The following is a 23508-nucleotide window of genomic DNA, read 5'->3' as shown; positions in this document are numbered from 1 at the left end:
CCACGCCCGGACGGATGCGCGCCTGTGCGCTCGACCCCATTCCCCAAAAAAAGTGGCGTGTAATACCGATCGCGTGAAGACAGCTGGCCTATCGGCGCGCGCTCATGCCCGGTGGCAGGATTGTGCTTTCGACCCAGAAGCGAATGAACGCTTCGGCGAAGCGACGATATTCGATGACCGAAGACGGCTTTGCCGCATAGGCATTGGCGCCGGCACCGTAGCAGTGAAGCACGTCGGCCGGATTGATCGAGGACGTCAGCACGATGATCGGGATGAGCGCAGTGGCACGGCTCTTGCGAACGCGCCTTAGGAGCTCGATCCCATCGCTGCCGGGCAGCTTGATATCCATCAGCACGTAGTCGAAGTGCCCGCTGGAGAGCTGTTCCACGGCCTCGTCCGCGTCGGTCACCAGGACGAGTTCGATCGATTTGTCGATCTGGGCAAAGGCGCGCATCACGAAACGCGCATCGTGCGCGTCGTCTTCCACCAAGAGCAATCGCTTTGGCGTCGAGGTCACCTTGTTCCGCCCTACTTCGCCTTCCTCAGCCACCTCGGAAGCAACACGATGAAACGTGCGCCTTCTCGGAAGCTCGTGTCAAGGCAGATCGAACCGCCATGGCTTTCGGCGATGCGTTTGGCGAGCGACAAGCCGATTCCCGTGCCGCCATAGACCGTCTCATCCTTGTGCAGCCGCTGGAACACTTCGAAGATGCGCGTCGCAAACCGCGGATCGATGCCGATGCCGTTGTCCTCTACGACCAGCTCCACCGTTTGGTGCAAAACGCTGCCGTGGATGCGGATGACCGGGGGGCGGTCGGCGTGCCGGTACTTGATCGCATTGCCGACGAGGTTCTGGACCAGGCGGCGCAGCAGCTCGGGATCCCCTTCCAGTTCCGGCAGTGGGCCTACCTGGAAGGTTGCGTTTGCGTCGTTCGCGTCACCGGCGAGAATCGTCAGCGTCTCCGAGACGACGTCGCTCAGCCGCACCTGGGTCCAGTCGGTGATGCGATGCGCGATCTGCGCATAGTCGAGCAGGCTGTCGACCACGCGGTTCATGCGGCGGACGCTGTCGCGCAGGTGCCGGGCATTTTCCGCAAGTTCGGCCTGATTGCCTGCCTTGAGGTCGTCTTCGATCATCTCGGAGAACATCGAGATGTGCCGAAGCGGCGCCTTGAGATCGTGGGAAACGGTGGCGGTGAACTGATCGAGCGCCTCGTTCTTGTGTTCAAGTTCCTGCCGTTGCCGCTCGAGCGCGAGCTCGGCGCGCTTCAGATCCGTGACATCGACACGCGCGACGACCGTGTTGCCATCCTTGGCCTTGATGTTCTCCACCCTCAGCCAGCGGTCGTCGGCATAGCGGTGGATCTTCGGCTTTCCGTCCGGATAGCGGAAATCGCGCAGACGCGAGGCGATCCATTCGTTGCCTTCGCGCGTCCCCGGCAAGGCGTCCGGGTAGTGACCGCCCTGGCGCGCCAAGAGCAGGATTTCCTCGGCGGTGATGCCGGGCTTGAGTGCCGGACCGGCCGGCCCGCAGATCGCCTGATAGGCCCTGTTATAGACGACCAGCCGTTCCTCCCTGTCGAAGATGGCAAAGCCTTCAGGCATTGCTTCGAGGGCCGCATTCAGCATCTCGGAAGCCTTCTGCCGTTCGCTCACCGCTTCGGTCAGGTCCGAAACGTCTCTGATGATACCGATAAGCGCCAGTTCTTCGCCTTGGTCGTTGATCAGGGGCGTGGTGCGCAGATGCCCGGAAAATGTCGAGCCGTCACGCCTGATATAAAGATAGTTCGAAGTCCGGGGGGCGGTTTCGTCCACGCGCGCCGCCCGGTTCTGCAGGCGCTTGGCATATTCCGCATCGGTCGCGTAGATCAGGCGCACGGATCTGTCGATGAACTCCGCGGACGGATAACCGAACTGGCGAAGTGCTGCATTGTTCGCGGAACGGATGATACGCTCGGCGTCGATGATGATCACGGGATCGGGAAACGTTTCGTAGAGCGCCTTGAAGACGAGATCTTCGTTCAACGCCGCCATGTCCCTCTCCCTATTCCATAGATGTGTATCTCAGCAGAAAAAAGGCCCGGCGAAAACCGGGCCGACCTATTCAATTGAAGGAATGGTAAAACTCAGTTGGCGCGCACTACGGCGTCACCCTGTGCCGCAAGTGCGGCCAGATCGGCCGGCTTCAGCTCGACCGATTCGCCACATCCGCAGGCGGATGTCTGGTTGGGATTGTGGAAGGTGAATCCGGAGCGCAGCGTCGTCACTTCGAAATCCATCTGCGTGCCGAGCAGATAGAGCACGGCTTCCGGCGCAATCCAGACCTTGGCGCCCTGATGCTCGATCAGGTCGTCCTTGGGGTTCGGCTCGGTCACGAGATCGACGGCATATTCCATGCCGGCGCAGCCACCCTTCTTGATGCCGACGCGAATGCCCTTGGCATCGGCGCCGGAATTCTCGACGATCGCGCGCACGCGGCCGGCAGCGGCATCGGTCAGGCTCATCACGGCAAAGCGCATGGGCTCATTCTCCTTGTCGTCACCGGGGTAAAGGCCCGGCGCCTTACAGAATCAAATGTAGTATCCGTGCCTTAACGGATCAATACGCGAGGCTCAGTACCACCCGACGGCGACCTGTGCTTCCTCGGACATGCGGTCCGGCGTCCACGGCGGATCGAAGGTCATTTTGACCTCCACACCCGAGACGCCCTCGACGGCGCCGACGGCGTTCTCGACCCAGCCCGGCATCTCGCCCGCCACCGGGCAGCCGGGTGCTGTCAGCGTCATGTCGATCTTGACCATGCGGTCGTCTTCGATGTCGATCTTGTAGATGAGACCGAGTTCGAAGATGTCGGCCGGGATTTCCGGGTCGTAGACGGTCTTCAGCGCCGCGATGATGTCGTCGCTGAGGCGCGCAATCTCTTCGGTTGGGATCGCCGAATGCACGATGCCCTCGCGGACGTCGACCTTTTCTTCCGTTGCATCAAGGCTCATGTCGGCCTCCTGGACTTTCTCTAGTGGTTCAGCAGATTGGGATAAATCCCTGAACCTTTTACAAACTTCTTAGGCGAAGAACTTTCGTGCATGCTCCAGCGCGTCGACCAGCGCATCGACCTCGGCCCGTGTGTTGTAGAGCCCGAAGGATGCACGGCATGTGGAGGTCACGCCGAAACGTTTCAAGAGCGGCTGGGCGCAATGGGTACCGGCGCGAACAGCGACACCGGCACGGTCGATCACCATCGACACATCATGCGAATGAATGCCGGCAAGCTCGAAGGCGAAAATGCTGCCCTTGTCGGGCGTGTTGCCGAAGACCCGCAGCGAATTGACCGACGAGAGGCGCTCGCGCGCATAGGCCGTCAGATCGGCTTCATGCGCCTGGATCGCTGCACGACCAAGCTTGTCCATGTAATCGAGCGCATAGCCAAGGCCGATTGCCTGCACGATCGGGGGCGTGCCGGCCTCGAACCGGTGCGGCGGATCGTTGTAGGTAACATAATCCTCGGTCACCACCTCGATCATCTCACCGCCGCCGAGGAACGGTCGCATCTCCTTCAGCCGGTCCGTCTTGCCGTAGAGCACACCGACACCGGAGGGGCCGTAGAGCTTGTGGCCGGTCATCACGTACCAGTCGCAGTCGATGTCCTGGACATCGACCGGCATGTGCACGGCGCCCTGGCTGCCATCGACCAGAACCGGAATCCCGCGCTCGCGGGCGATGCGGCAGATTTCCTTGACCGGAACAACGGTTCCGAGCGCATTCGACATATGGGTGATGGCGATGAGCTTGGTCTTGTCCGTCAGGCACTTGACGAAATCTTCGACGTGCAACGCGCCGTCGTCATCGACCGGGATCCAGACGAGCTTGGCGCCCTGGCGTTCGCGGATGAAATGCCAGGGAACGATGTTGGAGTGGTGCTCCATGATCGACAGCACGATCTCGTCGCCCTCGCCGAGCTTCGGCATGCCGTAGCCATAGGCGACCGTGTTGATCGCCTCGGTCGAGGACTTGGTGAAGATGACGTTGTCGACCGACGGGGCATTGAGGAAGCGGCGCACCTTTTCGCGTGCCGCCTCATAGGCTTCCGTCGCGGCATTCGACAGGAAATGCAGGCCGCGATGGACGTTGGCGTATTCGTTGGAATAGGCATGGGAGATCGCATCGATCACGACCTGTGGCTTCTGTGCCGATGCGCCGTTGTCGAGATAGACGAGCGGCTTGCCGTAGACGGTTTTCGACAGGATCGGAAAATCCTTGCGGATCGTTTCGACGTCGTAGGCGGGCACCGGTACAGAGTGTTCCATGTCTTCAATCCAATTTCGCCACGTCGCCGCGCGTCCCTGAGGACGCGCTAAGCGCACTGCAACATGTTGAAGTCCTGCGCAATTTTACCCCAAATCGACGCCGATTTAAGGAATTACGCAGACAGCCCGTCAGGCGTGCTTGTCGAGCCAGGTCGAGATGACCTCTTCCAGCGCCTCGACCAGCGCCTCGTCATCTTCCAGCTCTTCGACGATCTCGGCAACAAAGGCATTGACGAGCATGGCCCGAGCCTTGTTTTCCGGAACACCGCGCGCCATCAGGTAGAAGAGCTGCGTGTGGTCGATATCGGCAACCGTCGCACCGTGGCCGCACTGCACGTCGTCGGCGAAGATCTCCAGCTCAGGCTTCGCCGAGAGATCGGCGTCGTCGGACAGAAGCAGCGTGTTGCATGCCATCTTCGCGTCGGTCTTCTGCGCGTCCTTGGCAACCAGGATCTTGCCCTGGAACACGCCCTTGGCACGATCGAACACGACGTTGCGGATGATCTCCGTCGACGTGGTGTGCGGTACGTTGTGGCCGAGCGTGAAGGTCACGTCCGTGTGGCTCTCGCCGCCGAGCAGGTTGATGCCGCGCAGTTTGAAATCCGCACCCTCGCCGCTCGTCTTGCCATGGATCTCCTGGCGCACCAGCTTGCCGCCGGCGTTGATCACGAAGAGATGCAGCTTGGCATTCTTGCCGAGGTCGAAGCGGATCTGGCCGAGATGGGTATCGGCAGCGCCCTGCTGCTGCAGGATGATCCAGATGATATCGGCACCGTCGGCGAGCGTAATGTCGCTAACGGAGGAGACGAAGCTCTCGCCGTCCTTGGTCGACAGATGCCGCTCGATCACGGTTGCCTTGGCGTTGGCGCCGAACGTCACCGGGAAGCGCGTATGCGCCTGGCCGACACTCTGTACCAGCTGAATTTCCAGCGGATTTTCGACCGTTGCATCATCGCCGACGGCGATTTCGAGACCGCCGCGCACGAGACCGCCGTTGATGCGGCCGATCGCGTCGTCAAAGCCGAGCACAGCGAGGCCAGCCGTGGCCGAACCGTCGAGCAGGCTGTCGACATAGGAGCGGACCGTCACGCCCTCGGGAAGGTTGCCCTTGACCTCGGCCTGGCCGTTTCGGACCGAAAACACCGTCGAGCCCGGAACCAGCGCGTCGACGCGATCGGCAAAGGCCGTCGGATCGGTAGCCGGCACCGCGCGCAGCAGCGTGCGCAGGTCGGTGTAGTGCCAGGATTCGACACGGCGGGTCGGCAGACCCGCAGTCCTCAGTTCGTGCACCAGCGTGTCGCGAACCGAAAGCACCGAACCGTCACCCGGCAGATCGCCGATCTGCGCGGTATAGGCGTCGACGAGCGCCGTCTCGGCCGCCGTCATCTTGATTGCCTGTTGCATATTCATTCGAACACTCCTTCAACAGGCTCTAAGCTGCGGCCTCGATGATATCCGCGTAGCCGTTGGCTTCGAGTTCGTGCGCCAGCGTCTTGTCGCCCGACTTGATCACCTGGCCCTTGTAGAGGACGTGTACGGTGTCCGGCACGATGTAGTCGAGCAGGCGCTGGTAGTGGGTGATGACGACGACGGCGCGATCCGGCGAACGCAGGGCGTTGACGCCGTCGGCGACGATCTTCAGCGCATCGATGTCGAGGCCGGAGTCGGTTTCGTCGAGCACGCAAAGCTTCGGCTGGAGCAGCGACATCTGCAGGATTTCGGCGCGCTTCTTCTCACCGCCGGAGAAGCCGACGTTGAGCGGGCGACGCAGCATTTCCGGTGCGATCTTCAGCTCGGCAGCGGCTTCCTTGACGCGGCGCATGAATTCCGGCGTCGTCAGCTCGTCTTCACCGCGATACTTGCGCTGTTCGTTCATCGCCACCTTCAGGAACTGCATGGTGGCAACGCCCGGGATTTCGACCGGGTACTGGAAGGCAAGGAAGATGCCCTTGGCCGCACGCTCGGACGCGTCGAGTTCCAGGATGCTTTCGCCGTTGTAGAGGATGTCGCCTTCGGTGACTTCGTAATCTTCGCGGCCCGACAGGATGTAGGAGAGCGTCGACTTGCCGGAGCCGTTCGGGCCCATGATGGCGGCAACTTCGCCGGCCTTCACGGTCAGGTTCAGGCCACGGATGATCTCGGTGCCGTCTTCGGCGATGCGGGCGTGCAGGTTCTTGATTTCAAGCATTTCTATCGTCCTCTTGGGAAACGAACGTTCGTTCGCGCGCAAACTCTCGGTGCGCGCCATTCAATTTTCAGTCCAGGGCCTTAGCCCACCGAGCCTTCAAGCGAGATGCCGATCAGCTTCTGCGCTTCGACGGCGAATTCCATCGGCAGTTCCTGGATGACTTCCTTGACGAAGCCGTTGACGATCAGCGCGATCGCCGCTTCGGTCGGGATGCCGCGCTGCAGGCAGTAGAACAGCTGGTCCTCGGAAATCTTCGACGTCGTGGCTTCGTGCTCGAACTGTGCCGTCGAGTTCTTCGCCTCGATGTAAGGAACGGTATGCGCGCCGCACTTGTCGCCGATCAGCAGCGAATCGCACTGGGTGAAGTTGCGGGCATTCTCGGCCTTGCGGTGGGCCGAAACCTGGCCGCGATAGGTGTTTTCCGAGACGCCGGCAGCAATACCCTTGGAGACGATGCGGCTCGACGTGTTCTTGCCGAGGTGGATCATCTTGGTGCCACTGTCGATCTGCTGGTGACCGTTGGACACCGCGATCGAGTAGAACTCGCCGCGCGAACCGTCGCCGCGCAGGATGCAGGACGGATACTTCCAGGTGATCGCCGAACCGGTTTCGACCTGCGTCCAGGAGATCTTGGAGTTCTTGCCACGGCAATCGCCACGCTTGGTGACAAAGTTGTAGATGCCGCCCTTGCCTTCCTTGTCGCCCGGATACCAGTTCTGGACCGTCGAGTACTTGATCTCTGCGTCATCGAGCGCAACGAGTTCGACGACGGCGGCATGAAGCTGGTTCTCGTCGCGCTGCGGTGCGGTGCAGCCTTCGAGATAGGACACGTAGGCGCCCTCTTCGCAGATGATCAGCGTGCGCTCGAACTGGCCGGTGTTCTTCTCGTTGATACGGAAGTAGGTAGACAGTTCCATCGGGCAACGAACGCCCTTCGGCACGTAGACGAAGGAGCCGTCGGTGAAGACTGCGGAGTTCAGCGTCGCATAGTAGTTGTCGGTCGTCGGAACGACGGAACCGAGATACTTCTTGACGAGATCAGGGTGCTCGCGGATCGCCTCGGAGATCGACATGAAGATCACGCCGGCCTTCTTCAACTCTTCCTTGAAGGTGGTGACGACCGAGACGCTGTCGAAGACGGCGTCGACGGCGATCTTCGACTTCTGTACGCCGGCGAGGATTTCCTGTTCCTTCAGCGGAATGCCGAGCTTTTCGTAGACCTTGAGGATCTCGGGATCGACTTCGTCGAGCGACTTCGGGCCCGTCACGCCCTTGGGAGCGGCGTAATAGTAGATCTCGTTGAAGTCGATCTTCGGATAGCTGACGCGTGCCCAGGTCGGCTCGTCGAGCGTCAGCCAGCGGCGATAGGCCTCAAGACGCCATTCCAGCATCCATTCCGGCTCGTTTTTCTTCTCGGAGATGAAGCGAATGATGTCTTCCGAGAGACCCTTCGGGGCCTTCTCGACTTCGATGGTCGTCTCAAAACCGTATTTGTACTGGTCAACGTCGATCTGACGGACCTGATCAATGGTCTCCTGCACGGCAGGCATGTCGTTCTCCAATCTTGCCGGATCCAAGGTCCGGCAGCTTGTCAACACGATGCGCTTGGCACACCGCTTATGTAATGGCTAAAAGGCGCTTTTCACCCTGTTTGCCAAGCGGAAAATTGCTTTTCCGCAATTTCGTCCGGTCGTTCCGCTCAGGCTGCTTGCCCGGGCGCTCGTCTTCTTGCTGCTACCTTTGCAAAGACCGCGGCGCAACGGTCGATATCAGCCTGTGTCGTGCCCTCGCCGATCGAGATTCGAAGTGCGCCCTGGCGCGGATCGTAACCCATCGCCGTCAGCACGTGGCTCTGCCCGACCTTGCCGGAGGAGCAGGCTGAACCCGCCGACAACGCCACACCTTCGAGATCGAAGGCAATCTGCCCGGTCTCGGCCTTGAGGCCAGGAAGCGTGAAGAAGATCGTGTTGCCAACGCGCGAAACGTCGCGGCCGTGAATAACCACGTCGGTTGCCGCGGCCAGCATCTCGCCTTCGAGCTTGTCGCGCAACGCGGTGACCACGCCCATTCGTTGGCCGACATCTTCGCCGACCTTCCGGGCGGCCGCTGCAAAGCCGGCAATAGCCACCGGATTTTCAGTCCCGGAACGGTGCCCCTTTTCCTGTCCGCCGCCGCGGATCAGCGGTGCGGGCATCATAACCTCGCCGCGCGCCACCAGCGCGCCGGCGCCCTTCGGGCCGCCGATCTTGTGCGAGGAGACGATCAGGAAATCGGCGCCGAGGTCTTCAATCGAAAGCGGCACGCGGCCGGCGGCCTGCACCGCGTCGACGACGAGAATGCCGCCATGGGCGCGAACGATCTCGGTGATCTCGGCGATCGGCTGGATGATGCCCGTCTCGTTGTTGACCAGCATGACGGCAACCATCGGCAAGCCGAGCTGGCGATCATGCGCGGATAACAGCTCCCTCAGCACCGGGAGATCGACGACGCCGTCTGAAATCACCGGGATTTCGCTGAGGGCTTCGCGCGGAAAGCGTCCGCCTTCGCGCACAGCCGGGTGCTCGATCGCCGAGGCATAGAGCCGGCCGATCTTCAGCGGCGTGCGGCCCATGCGGAAATCGGGCGTAAGCACCAGGTTGGCCGCTTCCGTGGCGCCGCTGGTAAAGATGACGCTGCCAGGCTTGGCGCCGCAGAGCGCTGCCACGTCGCGACGGGCGTTTTCGATCAACGTGCGCAACGCGCGGCCCTCTCCGTGAACGGAAGAAGGGTTGCCAAGGAGGTCGAGCGCCGACAGGCAAGCCTCGCGCGCTTCGGGCAGAAGCGGCGCCGTGGCGTTCCAGTCCATATAGATGCGCGAACTCGACATGATTTCCTTCGCTAGATCAACAGGTCACAGGCCCGCAACCTCTGGCGATGCATTTTCCTTGAATTTTCCGCGCCGCTTGCCTTATGAGACGAAGCACAAGGCGGAATGCCCGCACAGAAGTTTTGAACGGTTCTAAACTAGGTTTTAGAAAAGCTGACTGCTTTCGTCAAGACTCATCACGATCTGAACCCAAGATTCGAACCAGGAACACTCCCGGAGAGCCAATGCCCGAAATCATCTTCAACGGACCCGCCGGCCGCCTCGAAGGCCGTTATCAGCCTTCGAAGCAGAAGAGCGCGCCGATCGCCATCATCCTGCACCCGCACCCGCAGTTCGGCGGCACGATGAACAACCAGATCGTCTACCAGCTCTTCTATATGTTCCAGAAGCGCGGCTTCACCACGCTCCGGTTCAACTTCCGCGGCATCGGTCGCAGCCAGGGCGAATTCGACCACGGCGCCGGCGAGCTTTCGGATGCGGCATCCGCGCTCGACTGGGTGCAGAGCCTGCATCCGGATTCGAAGAGCTGCTGGGTTGCCGGCTATTCCTTCGGTGCCTGGATTGGTATGCAGCTCCTGATGCGCCGCCCGGAAATCGAAGGCTTCATGGCCGTCGCGCCACAGCCGAACATCTACGACTTCTCGTTCCTCGCGCCCTGCCCGTCCTCGGGCCTGATCATCAATGGTGATTCCGACAAGGTCGCGCCGGAAAAGGACGTCAACGGCCTCGTCGAGAAGCTGAAGGCGCAGAAGGGCATTCTCATCACCCACAAGACTGTGCCCGGCGCCAACCACTTCTTCAACGGCCAGGTCGAAGGCCTGATGACGGAATGCGAGGACTACCTCGACCGTCGCCTTAACGGCGAACTGACACCGGAGCCGGCCGCCAAGCGTATTCGCTGAAAACCCGGGCCACGTACAGGAGCGCCGCGTACCCCTTCGGGTGCGCGGCGTTTTTTATGGACAAATGCGCCCCATGGTCGTGCGCCCGAAGGCTGCAAAAACTCTCACCCGATAGGATGAGTTTCAGCGCCGTGTGATCGGCGTATAGTGCAAGTCTAGGCTGTCTGGGTGGGGCAGAGCCGAGCAGCATTCACGGGAGGGAGCCATGTCGCAGGTGTCGAATGTGTCGGCGTGCGAGCCGAGGTGGCTAACCCTGCCCGCCACTCCGCAGCTTCCGGCTGGCGGACGTGAGGGTGTTGTCGAGCTCGCGGACGCCAGGATCTGGCACGCGGTGTATGGTTCGGGTGCTCCCGTCATTTTGCTACATGGCGGGCTAGGCAATTCCGACTATTGGGGGCTTCAGGTCACGGAGCTCGCCAAAACCTGTCAGGTCATCGTGATGGACAGCCGGGGGCACGGACGCAGCTCCCGAGGTGGTGGGAGCATGAGCTATGAACTCATGGCAGGCGATGTCATGGCACTGATGGCTCACCTGACGTTGCCAAAGGCGGTCATCGTCGGCTGGAGCGACGGCGCGATTATCGGGCTCCTGCTGGCGATGCGGCATCCCGATCTCATAGCCGGTGTCTTTTCCTTCGGGGCAAACAGCAATCCATCCGGAACACACGATTTTACCAAGAGCGTCGTCTTCAACGCCTATGTCGCGCGAACGGGCGAAGAGTACGCCCTGCTGTCGTCGACGCCAGGGGGATTTAAGCGCTTCTTCGACGAGATGATGGCGATGTGGACTTCGCAGCCGAACATCACGGCCGGCGACCTTCAGAAAATCCGGGTCCCTGTCTGGGTGGTGGATGGCGACCATGAGGAAGCCATCAAACGGGACGACACGCTGTTCATCGCCGACAACATTCCGGGGGCCGGCCTGTTGATCCAGCCTGAAGTCAGCCATTTTTCGATACTGCAGAACGCGCACCAGTTCACCGAAGACATCCTCCGGTTTCTCCGAGAGAAATGCATCGCCTAGACGCCGGTCGTCTATGACCGCCCGATCCAGTGTGGAACGCTTGGGTTGACGACCGTGGTCGGTGCTTCGGCACATTCGACACGGTTGCGACCGTTGGCCTTGGCTGTATAGAGCGCCTCGTCGGCGCGCTGTATCACCGGATCGAGCGCCTCGCCGATGCCGACGGCCGTGACGCCGAAGCTTGCCGTCACCCTTGCTGCTTCCGGAAGGCCGCCGATTTGCTGGGACATGATCGCCGCACGCATGCCATGGGCGACGACGCGTGCTTCCGACAGGTCCGTGCAGGGCAGAAACACCGCGAACTCTTCGCCGCCGAGACGGCCGGCGACGGCGCGGTTGGGCATCACGTCCATCAGCACCCGGGCGAATCGGCGAATGACTTCGTCGCCCGTGAGGTGGCCATAGGTGTCGTTGACCAACTTGAAGCGATCGAGGTCGGCGAGAATGACTGTTCCCGGCGTCTGGGTGGTGCGGGCGTGCAGGAGCGGCATGACCCGTTCGATGAAGCCACGGCGATTGTAGAGGCCGGAGAGCAGGTCGATTTCCGAGCGCGCCTGCGCGTCGTCGACAATCTCCTTGACCATCACGCCGAGCATGGCAAGGCCGGCGCCGACGATGAGGATCGCACCGAGCGCCTGCGAGATGAGCGCAAACGGGCTGGAAACATAGTCCTGGGCCGTTACGCCCGAGCCTGCGACGACCGCGGCATAGATCTTTACGAGGTAGTAGACGGCCGAGAGCGCCAGCAGGCCGAACAACAGCCAGTCAAAGAAGGTGCGGCGGCCGGAGCGAAGGACGACCGATGCCGTCCACGCCTGGATCACGACAAAGGGCGCCTGGTACGGGATCGCATGCTCCCAGGTACCTCTCGGCAGGTCGTAGATCGCCAGGTCCAGGGAAACGCCGGCGACGAAGAAGGCGCCGAGCAACGGCACGCGCACCGGCACTTGATAGAAAAGGCCGAGGCCAAAACGCAGAAGACAGAAGCCGCCGAGCACGCAGGCAAAGGCGCTGACGGCAAAGAGCCGCGGGGTCGAGGAAAAGGGAACGATCGTTTCGCAGACGGCTGCAAGCGAGGCGACGGCAAATCCGGCAGCGCACCAGAGCGCCGCACGCCGCTGCCGGCTCTTTGCGGCAATGATGAGAAATGCGGCCGTGAAGATCTGCGCGATGATGAAATTCACGGCCAGCAGAGAAATCGCACCACCCATCGACGAACCCGAAACCCTCGTGCGGCACCAAGCCGCTCCTCACCACCTCCAGTGGCAGCGGCTGAGATCCTAATTCGCTGTTGCGAAAATTTGATTAATCCGTTGGGATGACGGACTTATGGCGAAACGCGAGATCAACTTCAAGTTCTTGCCGCGCGCCGGCCGCCGCTGACCGGTTGCCGCACGCCCGTCGTTCCCGGATAGGTAAGCGGCAGGCCTCGCAAGGCACGCACGGCGAGGTAGGCCCAGGCCTCGGCCTCCATCGAATCGCCGTTGAAGCCCACCGCCTCCGCCGCAAGCACTGTCGCGCCCTCTACTTCGGCAAGCGAAGCGAGGTCACGCATGATCACCGGATTGAGCCGGCCGCCGCCGCAGACGACATAGGTGACTGGCCGCTGTGGCAAGTGCCCCGCCGATTTGATGATCGCTGCCGCCGTGACATGGGCAAGCGTACGTGCGCCGTCGGCAAGGCCGGCATCGCTTCCGGCCGGTGGTGCAAAATCGTTCCGGTCCAGCGAGCGGCGCGTGGCCGCGGTGAAGAAGGCATTGGTGAGATAGCGTTCGGCAAGCGCCGGCAGCACCGTTCCCTCGCTGGCGATCATGCCGCCCTGGTCGAAGGGAATGCCGGCATGCGCTTCGACCCACTGGTCGATCAGCGTGTTGCCGGGACCGCTGTCATAGGCAATGAGCGTCTCGCCTTCGCCAATGAAGGTCAGGTTGGAAATGCCGCCGATGTTGACGAAGACAACCGGTGCTGGAAGGCCGGCCGCGCCTCGCGCCAGTGCTGCGTGGTAGGCGGGGATCAGCGGCGCGCCCTGCCCTCCATGTTCCATGTCGTTGGCGCGCATGTCGTAGACGACATCGATGCCCGTTTCTCCGGCAAGGAGCGCGCCGTCGCCGATCTGCACCGTCAGGGCCTCGTCGGGGCGGTGCAGCACGGTCTGTCCGTGAAAGCCGAGCACGTCGATATCAGCCGCCGACAGGTTGTTCTGTTTGAGGAAGATCTTGACCGCTTCTGCGTGTCGCAGCGTCAGGTCGCGCTCAAGCGCATCAAGGGCGCCCGGCCTTTGGTCACGTTGCGTGATCGCCTTCGCTTCAACCAGTCCCTGCTTCAAACGATCCCGAAATTGCGCGTCGTAGGGAAAGCTGGCAGATGGTCCGCGCTCGACGACAGTCTCCCCGTCGGTTCGCAACAGGGCCACGTCGATGCCGTCCATGCTCGTGCCACTCATCAGGCCGATTGCGGTTCTTGTCTGCGTCATGCGGGTCAATATTTCCAGAATCACTTTTGAAGTGATTATGCGCAAAAACAGTGCTAAACGCCCGTTCGTTCAAAAACTCCCCCCGCAAGAGAGACAGATCATGTCCGGTTTCAAGTCCGATTTCCTTCACACCCTCAGCGAGCGCGGCTTCATCCACCAGATCTCCGACGAGACTGGCCTGGACGAACTGTTCCGGAAGGAAACCGTGACGGCCTACATCGGCTTCGACCCGACGGCGCCGAGCCTGCATGCCGGCGGCCTGATCCAGATCATGATGCTGCACTGGATGCAGGCGACCGGCCACCGGCCGATCTCGCTGATGGGCGGCGGCACCGGCATGGTCGGCGACCCGTCCTTCAAGGACGAGGCTCGCCAGCTGATGACGCCGGCGACGATCGACGCCAACATCGCCAGCATCAAGACGGTGTTCTCCAACTACCTCAGCTATGGCGAAGGCCCCAAGGACGCGTTGATGATCAACAACGCCGACTGGCTGCTCGGCATCAACTACCTCGAATTCCTGCGCGACGTCGGCCGTCATTTCTCGGTCAACCGCATGCTGTCCTTCGACAGCGTCAAGACGCGGCTTGATCGCGAGCAGTCGCTGTCCTTCCTCGAATTCAACTACATGATCCTGCAGGCCTACGACTTCGTCGAGCTGCACAAGCGCACCGGCTGCCGCCTGCAGATGGGCGGCTCGGACCAGTGGGGCAACATCATCAACGGCATCGACCTCGGCCACCGCATGGGCACCGAGCAGCTCTATGCCCTGACCTCGCCGCTTCTGACCACCTCGTCGGGCGCAAAGATGGGCAAGTCGGTCAACGGCGCCATCTGGCTGAACCCGGACATGCTGTCGGCCTATGACTTCTGGCAGTACTGGCGCAACACCGAGGATGCGGACGTCACCCGCTTCCTGAAGCTCTACACGACCCTGCCTATGGCCGAGATCGATCGGCTCTCCGAGCTTGGCGGCTCTGAGATCAACGAGGTCAAGAAGATCCTGGCAACCGAGATCACCGCCATGCTGCACGGCCGACCGGCCGCCGAGCAGGCGGCGGAGACCGCTCGGAAGACTTTCGAGGAAGGCGCGCTCGCCGCCGACCTGCCCTCGGTCGAGATCCCGACTGCTGAGCTTGAAGCCGGCCTCGGCCTGCTGACGCTGATCGTACGCGCCGGTCTTGCCGCTTCCAACGGCGAGGCTCGTCGCCATGTCCAGGCCGGTGCCGTCAGGATCAACGACGAGGCCGTCAGCGACGAGCGTCGGATCATCGGCACCGGCGACGTGACCGCCGACAATGTCGTCAAGCTGTCGCTCGGCAAGAAGAAGCACATTCTGGTGCGCCCGGCCTGAACCGGAGCGCCACTCAAGAATTTGAAGGGCCGGCCCGACAGCGCCGCGCGTCTGTTAAGACGCGCAAAGGTCGCTGTAGAACTTTGAAGTGCTGCATGTTTTGTCCTTAAATCGGCGACGATTTAAGGACATGCAGTGCGTCGGCCTTCTTCATTGGAACTCGAAGATGCTGCGGAAGACGCCCGGCGCGATGATCGACAAAGGATTGATCGTCAGCTTCGGCTGGTTGAACGGGCCGTTGAGCTTGAAGGTGATGCCGAGCAGGCCGCGGTCGCGGCCGTTGCCGAGCAGTACGCCGATCAGCGGCAGTTCGCCGAAGATGCGGTTCAGCCCATAGGCCGGCATGAAAGTGCCAGTCATGTCCATGATGCCATTGTTGTCGCGCACCGTTCCCTGAAAGGTCGCGCCGACATCGGTGCCGCGCAGTACACCGCCTTCGACGCGAATCGCGCCGCGATCGAGCGCCAGTTGCGCGAAGCCGCGTTCGAAGCGGGCCGAGCTGACGTCGATGTCACGGCGCACGGCTTGGTTCAGGCTTCGGCCGTCGGCACCGGTGGGCGTCGACACCATCGATTGCAGGCGCTGCTCGCCGACCAGCTGGAACTTTCGGATATCGACGCTGCCCCGCCAGGAGCGTCCGCCACGGTCACGCAGTTTGAGATTGAGCAGGCCGCCGCGCATGTTCTGGTAGATGTCGGCAAACCGCGCCAGCGCGCCGGCATCGCCCGTGGTCAGCTCTAGCGTGTTGTCGGCACCGGCCTTGGCGAGCCGGGCAACCAGCGCCTGACCGCTGCTCGTCACGGCCGAGAGGTTGACGTCCTCGATCTGACGTCCGCGCTCGCCGTAGACCAGATTGACGTTCGAGAGCGATTCGCCATTGAAACCGGTGACGCGATCGAGCTGGGCCTTGATGGCAATGTCGTCGCCACCACCCTGGTTCTGGTCGCTTCCGGTCTTCAATTGCGCCAGGATCGGCCTGATATCGGCTGCAGCGCCGCTGAGCGACGCCGTGTAGCCGCCCCTGGTGCGGTCGATGGAGACCTTGAAGTCGTCGCCCTGCGCCAGGCGGACATTGTCGAGATCCGCCGAGAGCAGACCGCCATCGTCGATCTGCAGCTTGCCGCGCGCACCAAAGCCGTCGCCGGCAACCGCGAAATTGCTGATTGTTGCGATCTTGCCGTCCATCGAGGACGTGAACTGCGCCTCGGCCGGAATCCCGACGCCCTTGCTCCAGCCGATCCAGGGAAGCGAGAGCTGGGCTTTCGTGAGGTCGATCTCTGCCGTCTGCCGGCTCGCCTCGTCGATTGCAACATCGATCGTGATCGGTCCGGAAACGATCCGAGAAAGCCCAGGTATCAGTTTCTGCCAGACACCCTGCTCCAGCGAGCCCGAAATCTCGCGCGAACGCTTGACGGTCGAACCGGAATCGACCGGTTCCGTCAGCGCGACCTTGACCTTCGCGCCTTCGATACGGGCATCCGCATCGAGGACCGCCTGCTGATTGTCGACCCGAAATGTGCCGACGAGATCCTCTACGGCGCGCCCGAACATGGCCTTCTGGACGGTGACCTTGTCGAGCTGCATCTGTACCTGATAGAGCGGTTTCGGCGGCTTCTGATCCGAGATCAGGCCGAAACGGGCGCCCACGACGGCGGTCAGAGGACCGCTGAAATCTTCCGGCAGCAGCGGGGTCTTTTGCAGCGCCTGAATTGGCTTGTAGCTCACGAGCTCGGCGATCGCATCGGCATCGCCGCCAACCTCGATCTTCATCTCCGCCATCAGTGGTTTCGTGTAGACGTCGGGAAGGATGAAGTCGCCGCCGTTGAGCGCGACCGCGCGTCCAGACGGGAAGAAGGCGGTCCCCTTCTCGATCTCGGCTGTCATGCGCTGGCCGCTCAGTTTGAACTTGCCGGAGGTGTCGCGCAGCGGGGGTATCTCGCCGGTGATGTTGATGCGCGTGTCGTCGATATCGAAGTTGATATTGAGCTCCTGCTCATTGAGCTTGAGCTCGCCTTCGTTGGTGGCGATCCGCCCCTCGGCGACCGATACTTCGATGCGGGCATTGGTGACCGTGCCGCCGAAGAGGTTGGCGATCGCCCAGCGCCGCGCGCCCTTGGCCAACCACCACGGCCACAATTGCTTGACGGCGGTCGCCTCCATGCGATCGCTGACCGAGGCGAAGCTGATCTGCGGTGATGTCTTGCCGAAGGCGACGGAAAGCGATCCGAACATCGAACCGAGCGGGGTCGACACGGCGAGCTGGTCGAAGATCAGTTGGCGCTTGTCCGACACAAACCGGCCATTTGCCTTGGCATCGAAGATCAGCGGCGCGTCGGCGACGTCTTCCGGGGCGGAGCTTGCGTTCTTGAGCAGGAGGTCGATGGCAAACCCCTTCTCCGTTGCGCCGGCAATCTTGTCGAGGTCGATAATCGCCCCGGTAAACGGAAAGGTCGAACGGCCGATCTTGACGGCCGACGGTAGAATTTCGACGGACGAGCGCTCGAAGTCATAGGCGACGTCCATTTGCGAGGCATTGAGCGTCGAGACGAGGTTGCCCGCGTGAAACTCGCCCTTGGACGTGCGCACTGTCACGCGCAGATCCGGTTTCGCATTGCCGGCGGCCCGCGTCGCCTTCAGCGACAGCCCGGCCGATGCGACGACGCCGAAGGGCGGCTCCGAGCCGACTTTACCGTGGTAGAAGAAAGGTGCGAGCGGCAGATTGGTGATCGACGCTTCGAAGCCGGTCATGTGCCCCTTGTCGCCAAGGGCGTCGGCGCTGAGATCGACGTCCACCCCGTCGACGGTGACGCTGCCCTTGACGCTCATCGAGCCGCCCGCGTCACGGTTGAACTCGAGCGCGTTGGCGACGACGGGCACGACGCGATCGCGGGAGCCGATGACGGAGAAGCTGAAATCCGACAGCGTGACCTTCTGGCTGCCGCGGCCGGCCGCCATCTGCGATATGCGGTCGACGTGGGAGAAGATTGCCTCCAGCGTATCGCCAACGTCGGCAATGCGGATCTTGGTGAGATCGAGCGGTTCGCCGCGCGGCAGCAACCCGGAATCGAAATCGCCGCCTTCCGCTTCGAGGTTGGAGACGGCGATGCGTCCGGTCATCAACGCCAGCGGGTCGAGCGCGATCGAGATCGCGCGGAGCTTGGCGACCGGCTGGCCTGAGGACGCTTCGCTGAGCGCCACTTCGCGGGCTCTGAGCGCAATCGCGCCGCCCGCGGTCATGCGCACCACAGTGCTGCCGACCTCTACGCGGTAGGCATCGCCGAGCGCTGCATTGAGTGCGGTGCGGGCGCGCGCGTTAAGCGTGCTGTCCATCACCCCGCTTTCGATGACGACAATGAGGATCGCCGCGATGGAAAGCGCGAGCAGCGATGTCAGCAGTGCGATCTTGGCACAGAAGCGCGCGGCTTTGTTCTTGCGCGGCGCGTGCACGATCATGGGTTCGTGCGCCTGCGCCGAAGGCAACGCATGCAACGCGACGATGTCTTTCTTGCGAAAGCCGACTTTTTCGCCGCGGATCTCACTCATCAGCGCGGGCGTCCTCCATACGATACGAGCTTCGTCGTCGCCCTCCGTCTCTGTCATTTCGGGGCGACCACTTCTCGCTTCTTGTAGACCACATGTCATCGTGCCGAGTCACCAAGGGACGCGGGACCATGCTGTGGAAAGCGACCACCTGCGATGGAATTCGCGCGCGCAGGCGACTGCAACGTTTCGTAGCGGCCCATGCCGTCCGAAACCTGTCGAATCTAGCACAAATGCGCTGGACGGCAGTCGACGATTTTCGCTATGCCCAAGAGCGCCGCGCGCCTTGTGGCGCGCAAATGTCGCTCGACTACCTTGAGCACTGCACGTTTTGCCCTCTGGTCGGCAAAGACCAATGAAAACATGCGGTAGCGCCCGATTGTCTGCAAAACTTGGCGGAAGGAAGGTTTAATCATGGCAAGACCCGGTCCCGGAGATGTCGCTCCCGATTTCACCCTGCCGCGTGACGGCGGCGGTACGATTTCGCTCTCGGCCCTGCGCGGCCGCCCGGTTGTTCTGTTCTTCTATCCAAAGGACGATACGCAGGCCTGCACGCTTGAGGCGATCTCGTTTTCGGAACTTGCCGACGACTTCGCCGCAGCCGGCATCGCCCTGATCGGGCTTTCGCCCGATTCGGTGAAGAAGCACGACCGCTTCGCCAAGAAGCACAACCTGACGGTGCCGCTCGCTGCCGACGAGGAGAAATCGGTCGTCGAAGCCTATGGCGTCTGGGTCGAGAAGATGATGTACGGGCGCAAGTACATGGGTGTCGAGCGCAGCACCTTCCTGATCGGCGCCGACGGCGTCGTCGTCAGGGTTTGGGAAAAGGTGAAGGTGGACGGCCACGCCCGCGAGGTCCTTGACGCCGCAAAGGCGATCTGAGGGCGCCGATGACCGAGTTGCCCGTGTTCCACAGCCTGCGGGGCGGTGCCATCGAAGCGATCCGCGCCGCCGACCTCGAGGTCAAGACGGCGCTCGCGCAGGAAGCCGCCCGGCGCTGGCAGCGCCGCACGCTGTCGCTGCGCTCGCCGCTCGACCGGCCGGTGCCGGTGCGCCCGGGCCGACCGGACAAGCCGGTGCTGACGCCACCGACGCAGGTCAAGCGCCGGTCTCTCGGTTCGCTGAAGGGCCGAATCGCACTTCTGCACTCCATCGCCCATATCGAATTGAACGCCGTCGATCTCGCCCTTGATATCGTCGCCCGCTTTGCAACCGAGCCGGTGCCCAACTCCTTCTTCGACGGCTGGATGCGTGTCGCCTTCGAAGAGGCGAAGCACTTCCGCATGGTCCGCCAGCGCCTGAACGACCTCGGCGCCGACTATGGCGACCTGCCTGCCCATGATGGCCTCTGGCAGGCGGCGCACGATACGCGCAACGACCTGACGGCGCGGCTCGCCGTCGTGCCGCTCATTCTCGAAGCGCGCGGTCTCGACGTGACGCCAGCGCTTCAGGCCAAGATGCGCGAAACCGGCGACTTCGAGAGTGCGGCCGTGCTCGACGTTATCTACGAGGACGAGAAGGGCCACGTCGCCGTTGGCGCCAAATGGTTCCGCTTTCTCTGCGCCCGCGAGAAGAAGGACCCGGCAGCGACCTTCCAGCAGCTGGTGCGCGCCAATTTCCGCGGTCCCCTGAAGGCGCCGTTCAACGATATCGCCCGCGCCGAGGCCGGCCTGACGCCGTCGTTCTACCGCTCGATGACCGCTTCGACCAATCGATAGCGGACATCACCTTCCCGCAATCTTGCTTACTGATTGTTAACCCTAACAAAGTGTAATGATCCCCAGGTGATGCGAGGCAACGCGCACATGGCGGGAGAGAACGGGTGTCTGGACATCAGGCAAATCGTACCTTTGGAAAACGCAAGCAGAATCACGTCCTGATCCTGGCCAGCGGCGACAAGGTCCGGCACATGACCGTGCGCCCGTGGATGGCGGCGATCGCTGTCTCCTTTGCAGGCGTCTGCAGCATCGGCTATCTCGCGGCCACTTCCTATCTGGTTTTGCGCGACGACCTGATCGGCGGCACGATTGCCCGCCAGGCCCGCATGCAGCATGAATACGAGGATCGGATCACCGCGCTGCGGGCGCAGGTCGATCGGGTCACCAGCCGGCAACTGCTCGACCAGCAAGTGGTCGAGGAAAAGGTCGAGAAGCTGCTGCGCCAGCAGATGGCGCTGACCTCGCGCAACGGAAAGCTCGGCGCCCTGGTCGAAAGGGCCGAAAGTTCCGGCGTCACGACCGCAACCGATGCGCCTGCGGCCGTCGAGCCGCTTGCCTATGAAAAACGCGCCGATGCGAGCAGCAGCGGCAGTGTCAAGGCAATTGAGAAGCTGATGGGACTGAACGTTGCGCCGGTCAGTGCTGCAGCTGTCCCCGCCCTCGCCTATGCAGCACCCGATGCCGGCGAATCAAGTTCCGACCGCGCCGACCGGATTTTCTCAAAAGTGACGCTCTCGCTGAAGGATGTCGAGCGCGAGCAGATGACGCGGGTCCAGCGACTGACGGACGGTGCGGCGAAGACGTCGGATGCGATTCGTTCGATCGTCGGGCGCACCGGTGTCGACCTGCCCGTTGACGATGTCGCCGAGTTGATTCCGGCCAACGACATATCCGGCTCGGCCGAGACGGCGATCGGCGGCCCCTTCGTCGAGCCTGTGAACGATGACGATTTCGGCCGTTCGCTTGCCGCACTCGATACCGCACTCCTGGAGCTCGACCGCACGCGCGCCGAGGTCCGCAAGCTGCCCTTCGGCAACCCCTCGCCGGCCAGCGACATCACCAGCGATTTCGGCAACCGGCTTGATCCGTTTCTCGGGCGTCTGGCGCTGCATGCCGGCATCGACTTTCGCGCAACGGTCGGTACACGCATCCGCTCGGCCGCGCCTGGAACGGTGACCAATGCAGGGTTGACGGGCGGCTATGGAAACATGGTCGAGATCGACCACGGCAATGGTGTCGCGACGCGCTACGCCCACCTTTCCACCGTGCTGGTGAAAGCCGGCGACCGGGTGAAGGCTGGCGAAGTCATTGCCAAGTCCGGCAACACCGGGCGCTCCACCGGACCGCACCTACACTATGAAATCCGGCTGAACGGCAATGCCGTGGATCCCATGCGGTTTCTGGATGCGAGCACCAAGCTTGCGAGCTATATGAACTGACGCTGCCGCGCGGTTCCGCTTGACAAGAAATGCGACAGATTCGCCACTATTTACCTTTTACTGCTTCAACGTGCTGGATTTCTTGACTTTCGGCGGCGTTCAGCTTAAGAGCGCGGCCACGTGCTCGTGCGTTTTCCATCGATCGATCAGTGTTCTATTGAACCGGAACGGAAACAGATTTCCCTTTGACCAATTTTGCTGACCTTGGCCTGAGCCAAAAAGTTCTCTCCGCTGTCACCGATGCGGGCTACACAATCCCGACCCCGATCCAGACAGGCGCTATCCCGCCGGCGCTGCAGCGTCGTGATATTCTGGGCATCGCCCAGACGGGCACGGGCAAGACCGCTTCGTTCGTGCTGCCGATGCTGACGCTGCTCGAAAAGGGCCGCGCCCGCGCGCGCATGCCGCGTACGCTCATTCTGGAGCCGACGCGCGAACTCGCCGCACAGGTCGCAGAGAACTTCGACAAGTACGGCAAGAACCACAAACTAAACATCGCGCTTCTGATCGGCGGCGTGTCCTTCGACGAGCAGGACCGCAAGCTTGAGCGTGGCGCTGATGTGCTGATCTGCACGCCCGGCCGCCTGCTCGACCACTTCGAGCGCGGCAAGCTGCTGATGAGCGGCGTGGAAATCCTGGTCATCGACGAGGCCGACCGTATGCTCGACATGGGCTTCATTCCCGATATCGAGCGCATCGCCAAGCTGATCCCGTTCACGCGCCAGACGTTGTTCTTCTCGGCGACGATGCCGCCGGAAATCCAGAAGCTTGCCGACCGCTTCCTGCAGAACCCGGAGCGCGTCGAAGTCGCCCGCCCGGCTTCCACGGCTCAGACGGTGACGCAGCGCTTCGTTGCGGCGCATGCCAAGGATTACGAGAAGCGCGCGGTACTGCGTGATCTGATTCGCGCCCAGGACGAACTGAAGAACGCGATCATCTTCTGCAATCGCAAGAAGGATGTCGCCGACCTCTTCCGTTCGCTCGACCGCCACGGCTTCTCCGTCGGTGCGCTGCATGGCGACATGGACCAGCGGTCGCGCATGACGATGCTGGCCAACTTCAAGGACGGCAACATCAAGCTGCTCGTCGCCTCCGACGTTGCGGCCCGCGGCCTCGATATCCCTGATGTCAGCCACGTCTTCAACTTCGACGTTCCGATCCATGCGGAAGACTACGTCCACCGCATCGGCCGTACCGGCCGTGCCGGCCGCTCGGGCGCGTCCTTCACGCTGGTGACCAAGCGCGACACGAAATTCTCCGACGCCATCGAAAAGCTGATCGGCCAGAAGGTCGAATGGCTGAACGGCGACCTTTCCAATCTGCCTGAGCCGATGGAAAGCCACGATACCGGCCGCCGTGAACGCGGTCGTGATGGCCGCAAGGACCGGAAAAAAGATGGGGATCGCGGCTCCAAGGCCCGTTCCGATCATAAATCCGATACCGTGCGCGCCGATAGTGAGGCCGAAATTGAAACAGTCGTGGAAAGGGCGGAATCGGTGAAACCGGCACGCAGCGCAGAGAACAAGCAGGCACAGAACAACCGTGGCGATCGTCCGGTGCGTGCATCGAACCCTGCCAACGACGACAATCGCGACCGCCGCAACCGTCACCGCCGCGACTATGACGACGGCCCGACGCCCGTCGGCTTCGGCGACGAAATCCCTGCCTTCATGCTGATTGCCGGCAAGGCCTGATCCGAA

General features: G+C 62.2%; 20 protein-coding genes. 8 read left to right on the top strand and 12 right to left on the bottom strand.

Features of this window, described 5'->3' with window-relative positions:
• Nucleotides 1–88 precede the first annotated feature (88 nt).
• The 9 genes from OVA00_RS29425 to OVA00_RS29385 all read right to left on the bottom strand — a co-directional run bounded on the left by OVA00_RS29425 (nucleotide 89) and on the right by OVA00_RS29385 (nucleotide 9358).
• Complete coding sequence (locus OVA00_RS29425; protein ID WP_143556334.1) at nucleotides 89–517, bottom strand: response regulator; 429 nt, start codon at nucleotides 515–517, stop codon at nucleotides 89–91.
• Nucleotides 518–528: 11 nt separating this feature from the next.
• Nucleotides 529–2034: a sensor histidine kinase gene (locus OVA00_RS29420; RefSeq protein ID WP_268090147.1), complete on the bottom strand. Its 1506-nt coding sequence runs from the start codon at nucleotides 2032–2034 to the stop codon at nucleotides 529–531.
• Between the two features lie 92 nt (nucleotides 2035–2126).
• Nucleotides 2127–2519 carry a Fe-S cluster assembly scaffold SufA gene (gene sufA / locus OVA00_RS29415; RefSeq protein WP_268090146.1) on the bottom strand — a complete coding sequence of 131 codons (393 nt, stop codon included), beginning with the start codon at nucleotides 2517–2519 and terminating at the stop codon, nucleotides 2127–2129.
• Nucleotides 2520–2612: 93 nt separating this feature from the next.
• Nucleotides 2613–2993, bottom strand: coding sequence for an SUF system Fe-S cluster assembly protein (locus tag OVA00_RS29410; RefSeq protein ID WP_034794321.1), 381 nt, complete (start codon nucleotides 2991–2993; stop codon nucleotides 2613–2615).
• Nucleotides 2994–3062: 69 nt separating this feature from the next.
• A complete protein-coding gene (locus OVA00_RS29405) occupies nucleotides 3063–4304 on the bottom strand; it encodes a cysteine desulfurase (protein WP_034794323.1) in 1242 nt (413 codons plus the stop codon).
• A 129-nt stretch (nucleotides 4305–4433) separates the two neighbouring features.
• Complete coding sequence (gene sufD / locus OVA00_RS29400; RefSeq protein ID WP_113188699.1) at nucleotides 4434–5714, bottom strand: Fe-S cluster assembly protein SufD; 1281 nt, start codon at nucleotides 5712–5714, stop codon at nucleotides 4434–4436.
• A gap of 22 nt (nucleotides 5715–5736) precedes the next feature.
• Nucleotides 5737–6492: a Fe-S cluster assembly ATPase SufC gene (gene sufC / locus OVA00_RS29395; RefSeq protein ID WP_034794631.1), complete on the bottom strand. Its 756-nt coding sequence runs from the start codon at nucleotides 6490–6492 to the stop codon at nucleotides 5737–5739.
• Between the two features lie 80 nt (nucleotides 6493–6572).
• Nucleotides 6573–8042 carry a Fe-S cluster assembly protein SufB gene (gene sufB, locus OVA00_RS29390; RefSeq protein WP_060585120.1) on the bottom strand — a complete coding sequence of 490 codons (1470 nt, stop codon included), beginning with the start codon at nucleotides 8040–8042 and terminating at the stop codon, nucleotides 6573–6575.
• A 149-nt stretch (nucleotides 8043–8191) separates the two neighbouring features.
• The gene (locus OVA00_RS29385) at nucleotides 8192–9358 is read right to left on the bottom strand and encodes a cysteine desulfurase family protein (protein ID WP_268090144.1); all 1167 of its coding nucleotides are present in this window, start codon (nucleotides 9356–9358) and stop codon (nucleotides 8192–8194) included.
• A 224-nt stretch (nucleotides 9359–9582) separates the two neighbouring features.
• Between OVA00_RS29385 and OVA00_RS29380 the strand changes: the two genes are divergently transcribed.
• Together OVA00_RS29380 and OVA00_RS29375 are read left to right on the top strand one after the other, a co-directional pair.
• Nucleotides 9583–10260 carry an alpha/beta hydrolase gene (locus OVA00_RS29380; protein WP_034794344.1) on the top strand — a complete coding sequence of 226 codons (678 nt, stop codon included), beginning with the start codon at nucleotides 9583–9585 and terminating at the stop codon, nucleotides 10258–10260.
• A gap of 205 nt (nucleotides 10261–10465) precedes the next feature.
• Entirely contained in the window at nucleotides 10466–11284 is an 819-nt protein-coding gene (locus OVA00_RS29375; RefSeq protein WP_268090143.1) for an alpha/beta fold hydrolase, read from the top strand.
• Nucleotides 11285–11295: 11 nt separating this feature from the next.
• On the opposite strand, the gene OVA00_RS29370 is transcribed toward OVA00_RS29375, so the two are convergent.
• Nucleotides 11296–12495 carry a GGDEF domain-containing protein gene (locus OVA00_RS29370; RefSeq protein ID WP_268090141.1) on the bottom strand — a complete coding sequence of 400 codons (1200 nt, stop codon included), beginning with the start codon at nucleotides 12493–12495 and terminating at the stop codon, nucleotides 11296–11298.
• Nucleotides 12496–12635: 140 nt separating this feature from the next.
• On the bottom strand, nucleotides 12636–13757 hold the full coding sequence (locus OVA00_RS29365; protein WP_268090140.1) for an anhydro-N-acetylmuramic acid kinase: 1122 nt from the start codon (nucleotides 13755–13757) through the stop codon (nucleotides 12636–12638).
• A gap of 100 nt (nucleotides 13758–13857) precedes the next feature.
• On the opposite strand from OVA00_RS29365, the gene tyrS reads away from it, so the two are divergent.
• A complete protein-coding gene (gene tyrS, locus OVA00_RS29360) occupies nucleotides 13858–15111 on the top strand; it encodes a tyrosine--tRNA ligase (protein WP_268090139.1) in 1254 nt (417 codons plus the stop codon).
• Nucleotides 15112–15261: 150 nt separating this feature from the next.
• Here tyrS and OVA00_RS29355 read toward each other — a convergent pair whose 3' ends face one another.
• On the bottom strand, nucleotides 15262–18654 hold the full coding sequence (locus OVA00_RS29355; protein WP_268090138.1) for a YhdP family protein: 3393 nt from the start codon (nucleotides 18652–18654) through the stop codon (nucleotides 15262–15264).
• A gap of 128 nt (nucleotides 18655–18782) precedes the next feature.
• On the opposite strand from OVA00_RS29355, the gene OVA00_RS29350 reads away from it, so the two are divergent.
• The 5 genes from OVA00_RS29350 (at nucleotide 18783) to OVA00_RS29330 (ending at nucleotide 23502) form a co-directional block, all read left to right on the top strand.
• The gene (locus OVA00_RS29350; protein WP_143034188.1) at nucleotides 18783–19010 is read left to right on the top strand and encodes a hypothetical protein; all 228 of its coding nucleotides are present in this window, start codon (nucleotides 18783–18785) and stop codon (nucleotides 19008–19010) included.
• Between the two features lie 55 nt (nucleotides 19011–19065).
• Nucleotides 19066–19533: a peroxiredoxin gene (locus OVA00_RS29345; protein WP_034794362.1), complete on the top strand. Its 468-nt coding sequence runs from the start codon at nucleotides 19066–19068 to the stop codon at nucleotides 19531–19533.
• Between the two features lie 8 nt (nucleotides 19534–19541).
• Complete coding sequence (locus tag OVA00_RS29340; protein WP_060600703.1) at nucleotides 19542–20369, top strand: ferritin-like domain-containing protein; 828 nt, start codon at nucleotides 19542–19544, stop codon at nucleotides 20367–20369.
• 104 nt (nucleotides 20370–20473) lie between these two features.
• A complete protein-coding gene (locus OVA00_RS29335) occupies nucleotides 20474–21808 on the top strand; it encodes a M23 family metallopeptidase (protein ID WP_034794366.1) in 1335 nt (444 codons plus the stop codon).
• 185 nt (nucleotides 21809–21993) lie between these two features.
• Complete coding sequence (locus OVA00_RS29330) at nucleotides 21994–23502, top strand: DEAD/DEAH box helicase (RefSeq protein WP_034794369.1); 1509 nt, start codon at nucleotides 21994–21996, stop codon at nucleotides 23500–23502.
• Nucleotides 23503–23508: the final 6 nt, after the last annotated feature.

The sequence above is a fragment of the Ensifer sp. SL37 genome, from assembly GCF_026672675.1.
Classification (GTDB): Bacteria; Pseudomonadota; Alphaproteobacteria; order Rhizobiales; family Rhizobiaceae; genus Ensifer; species Ensifer adhaerens.
The sequence above is the reverse complement of the archived record's forward strand: the minus strand, read 5'-3'. Positions and strand labels throughout refer to the sequence as shown.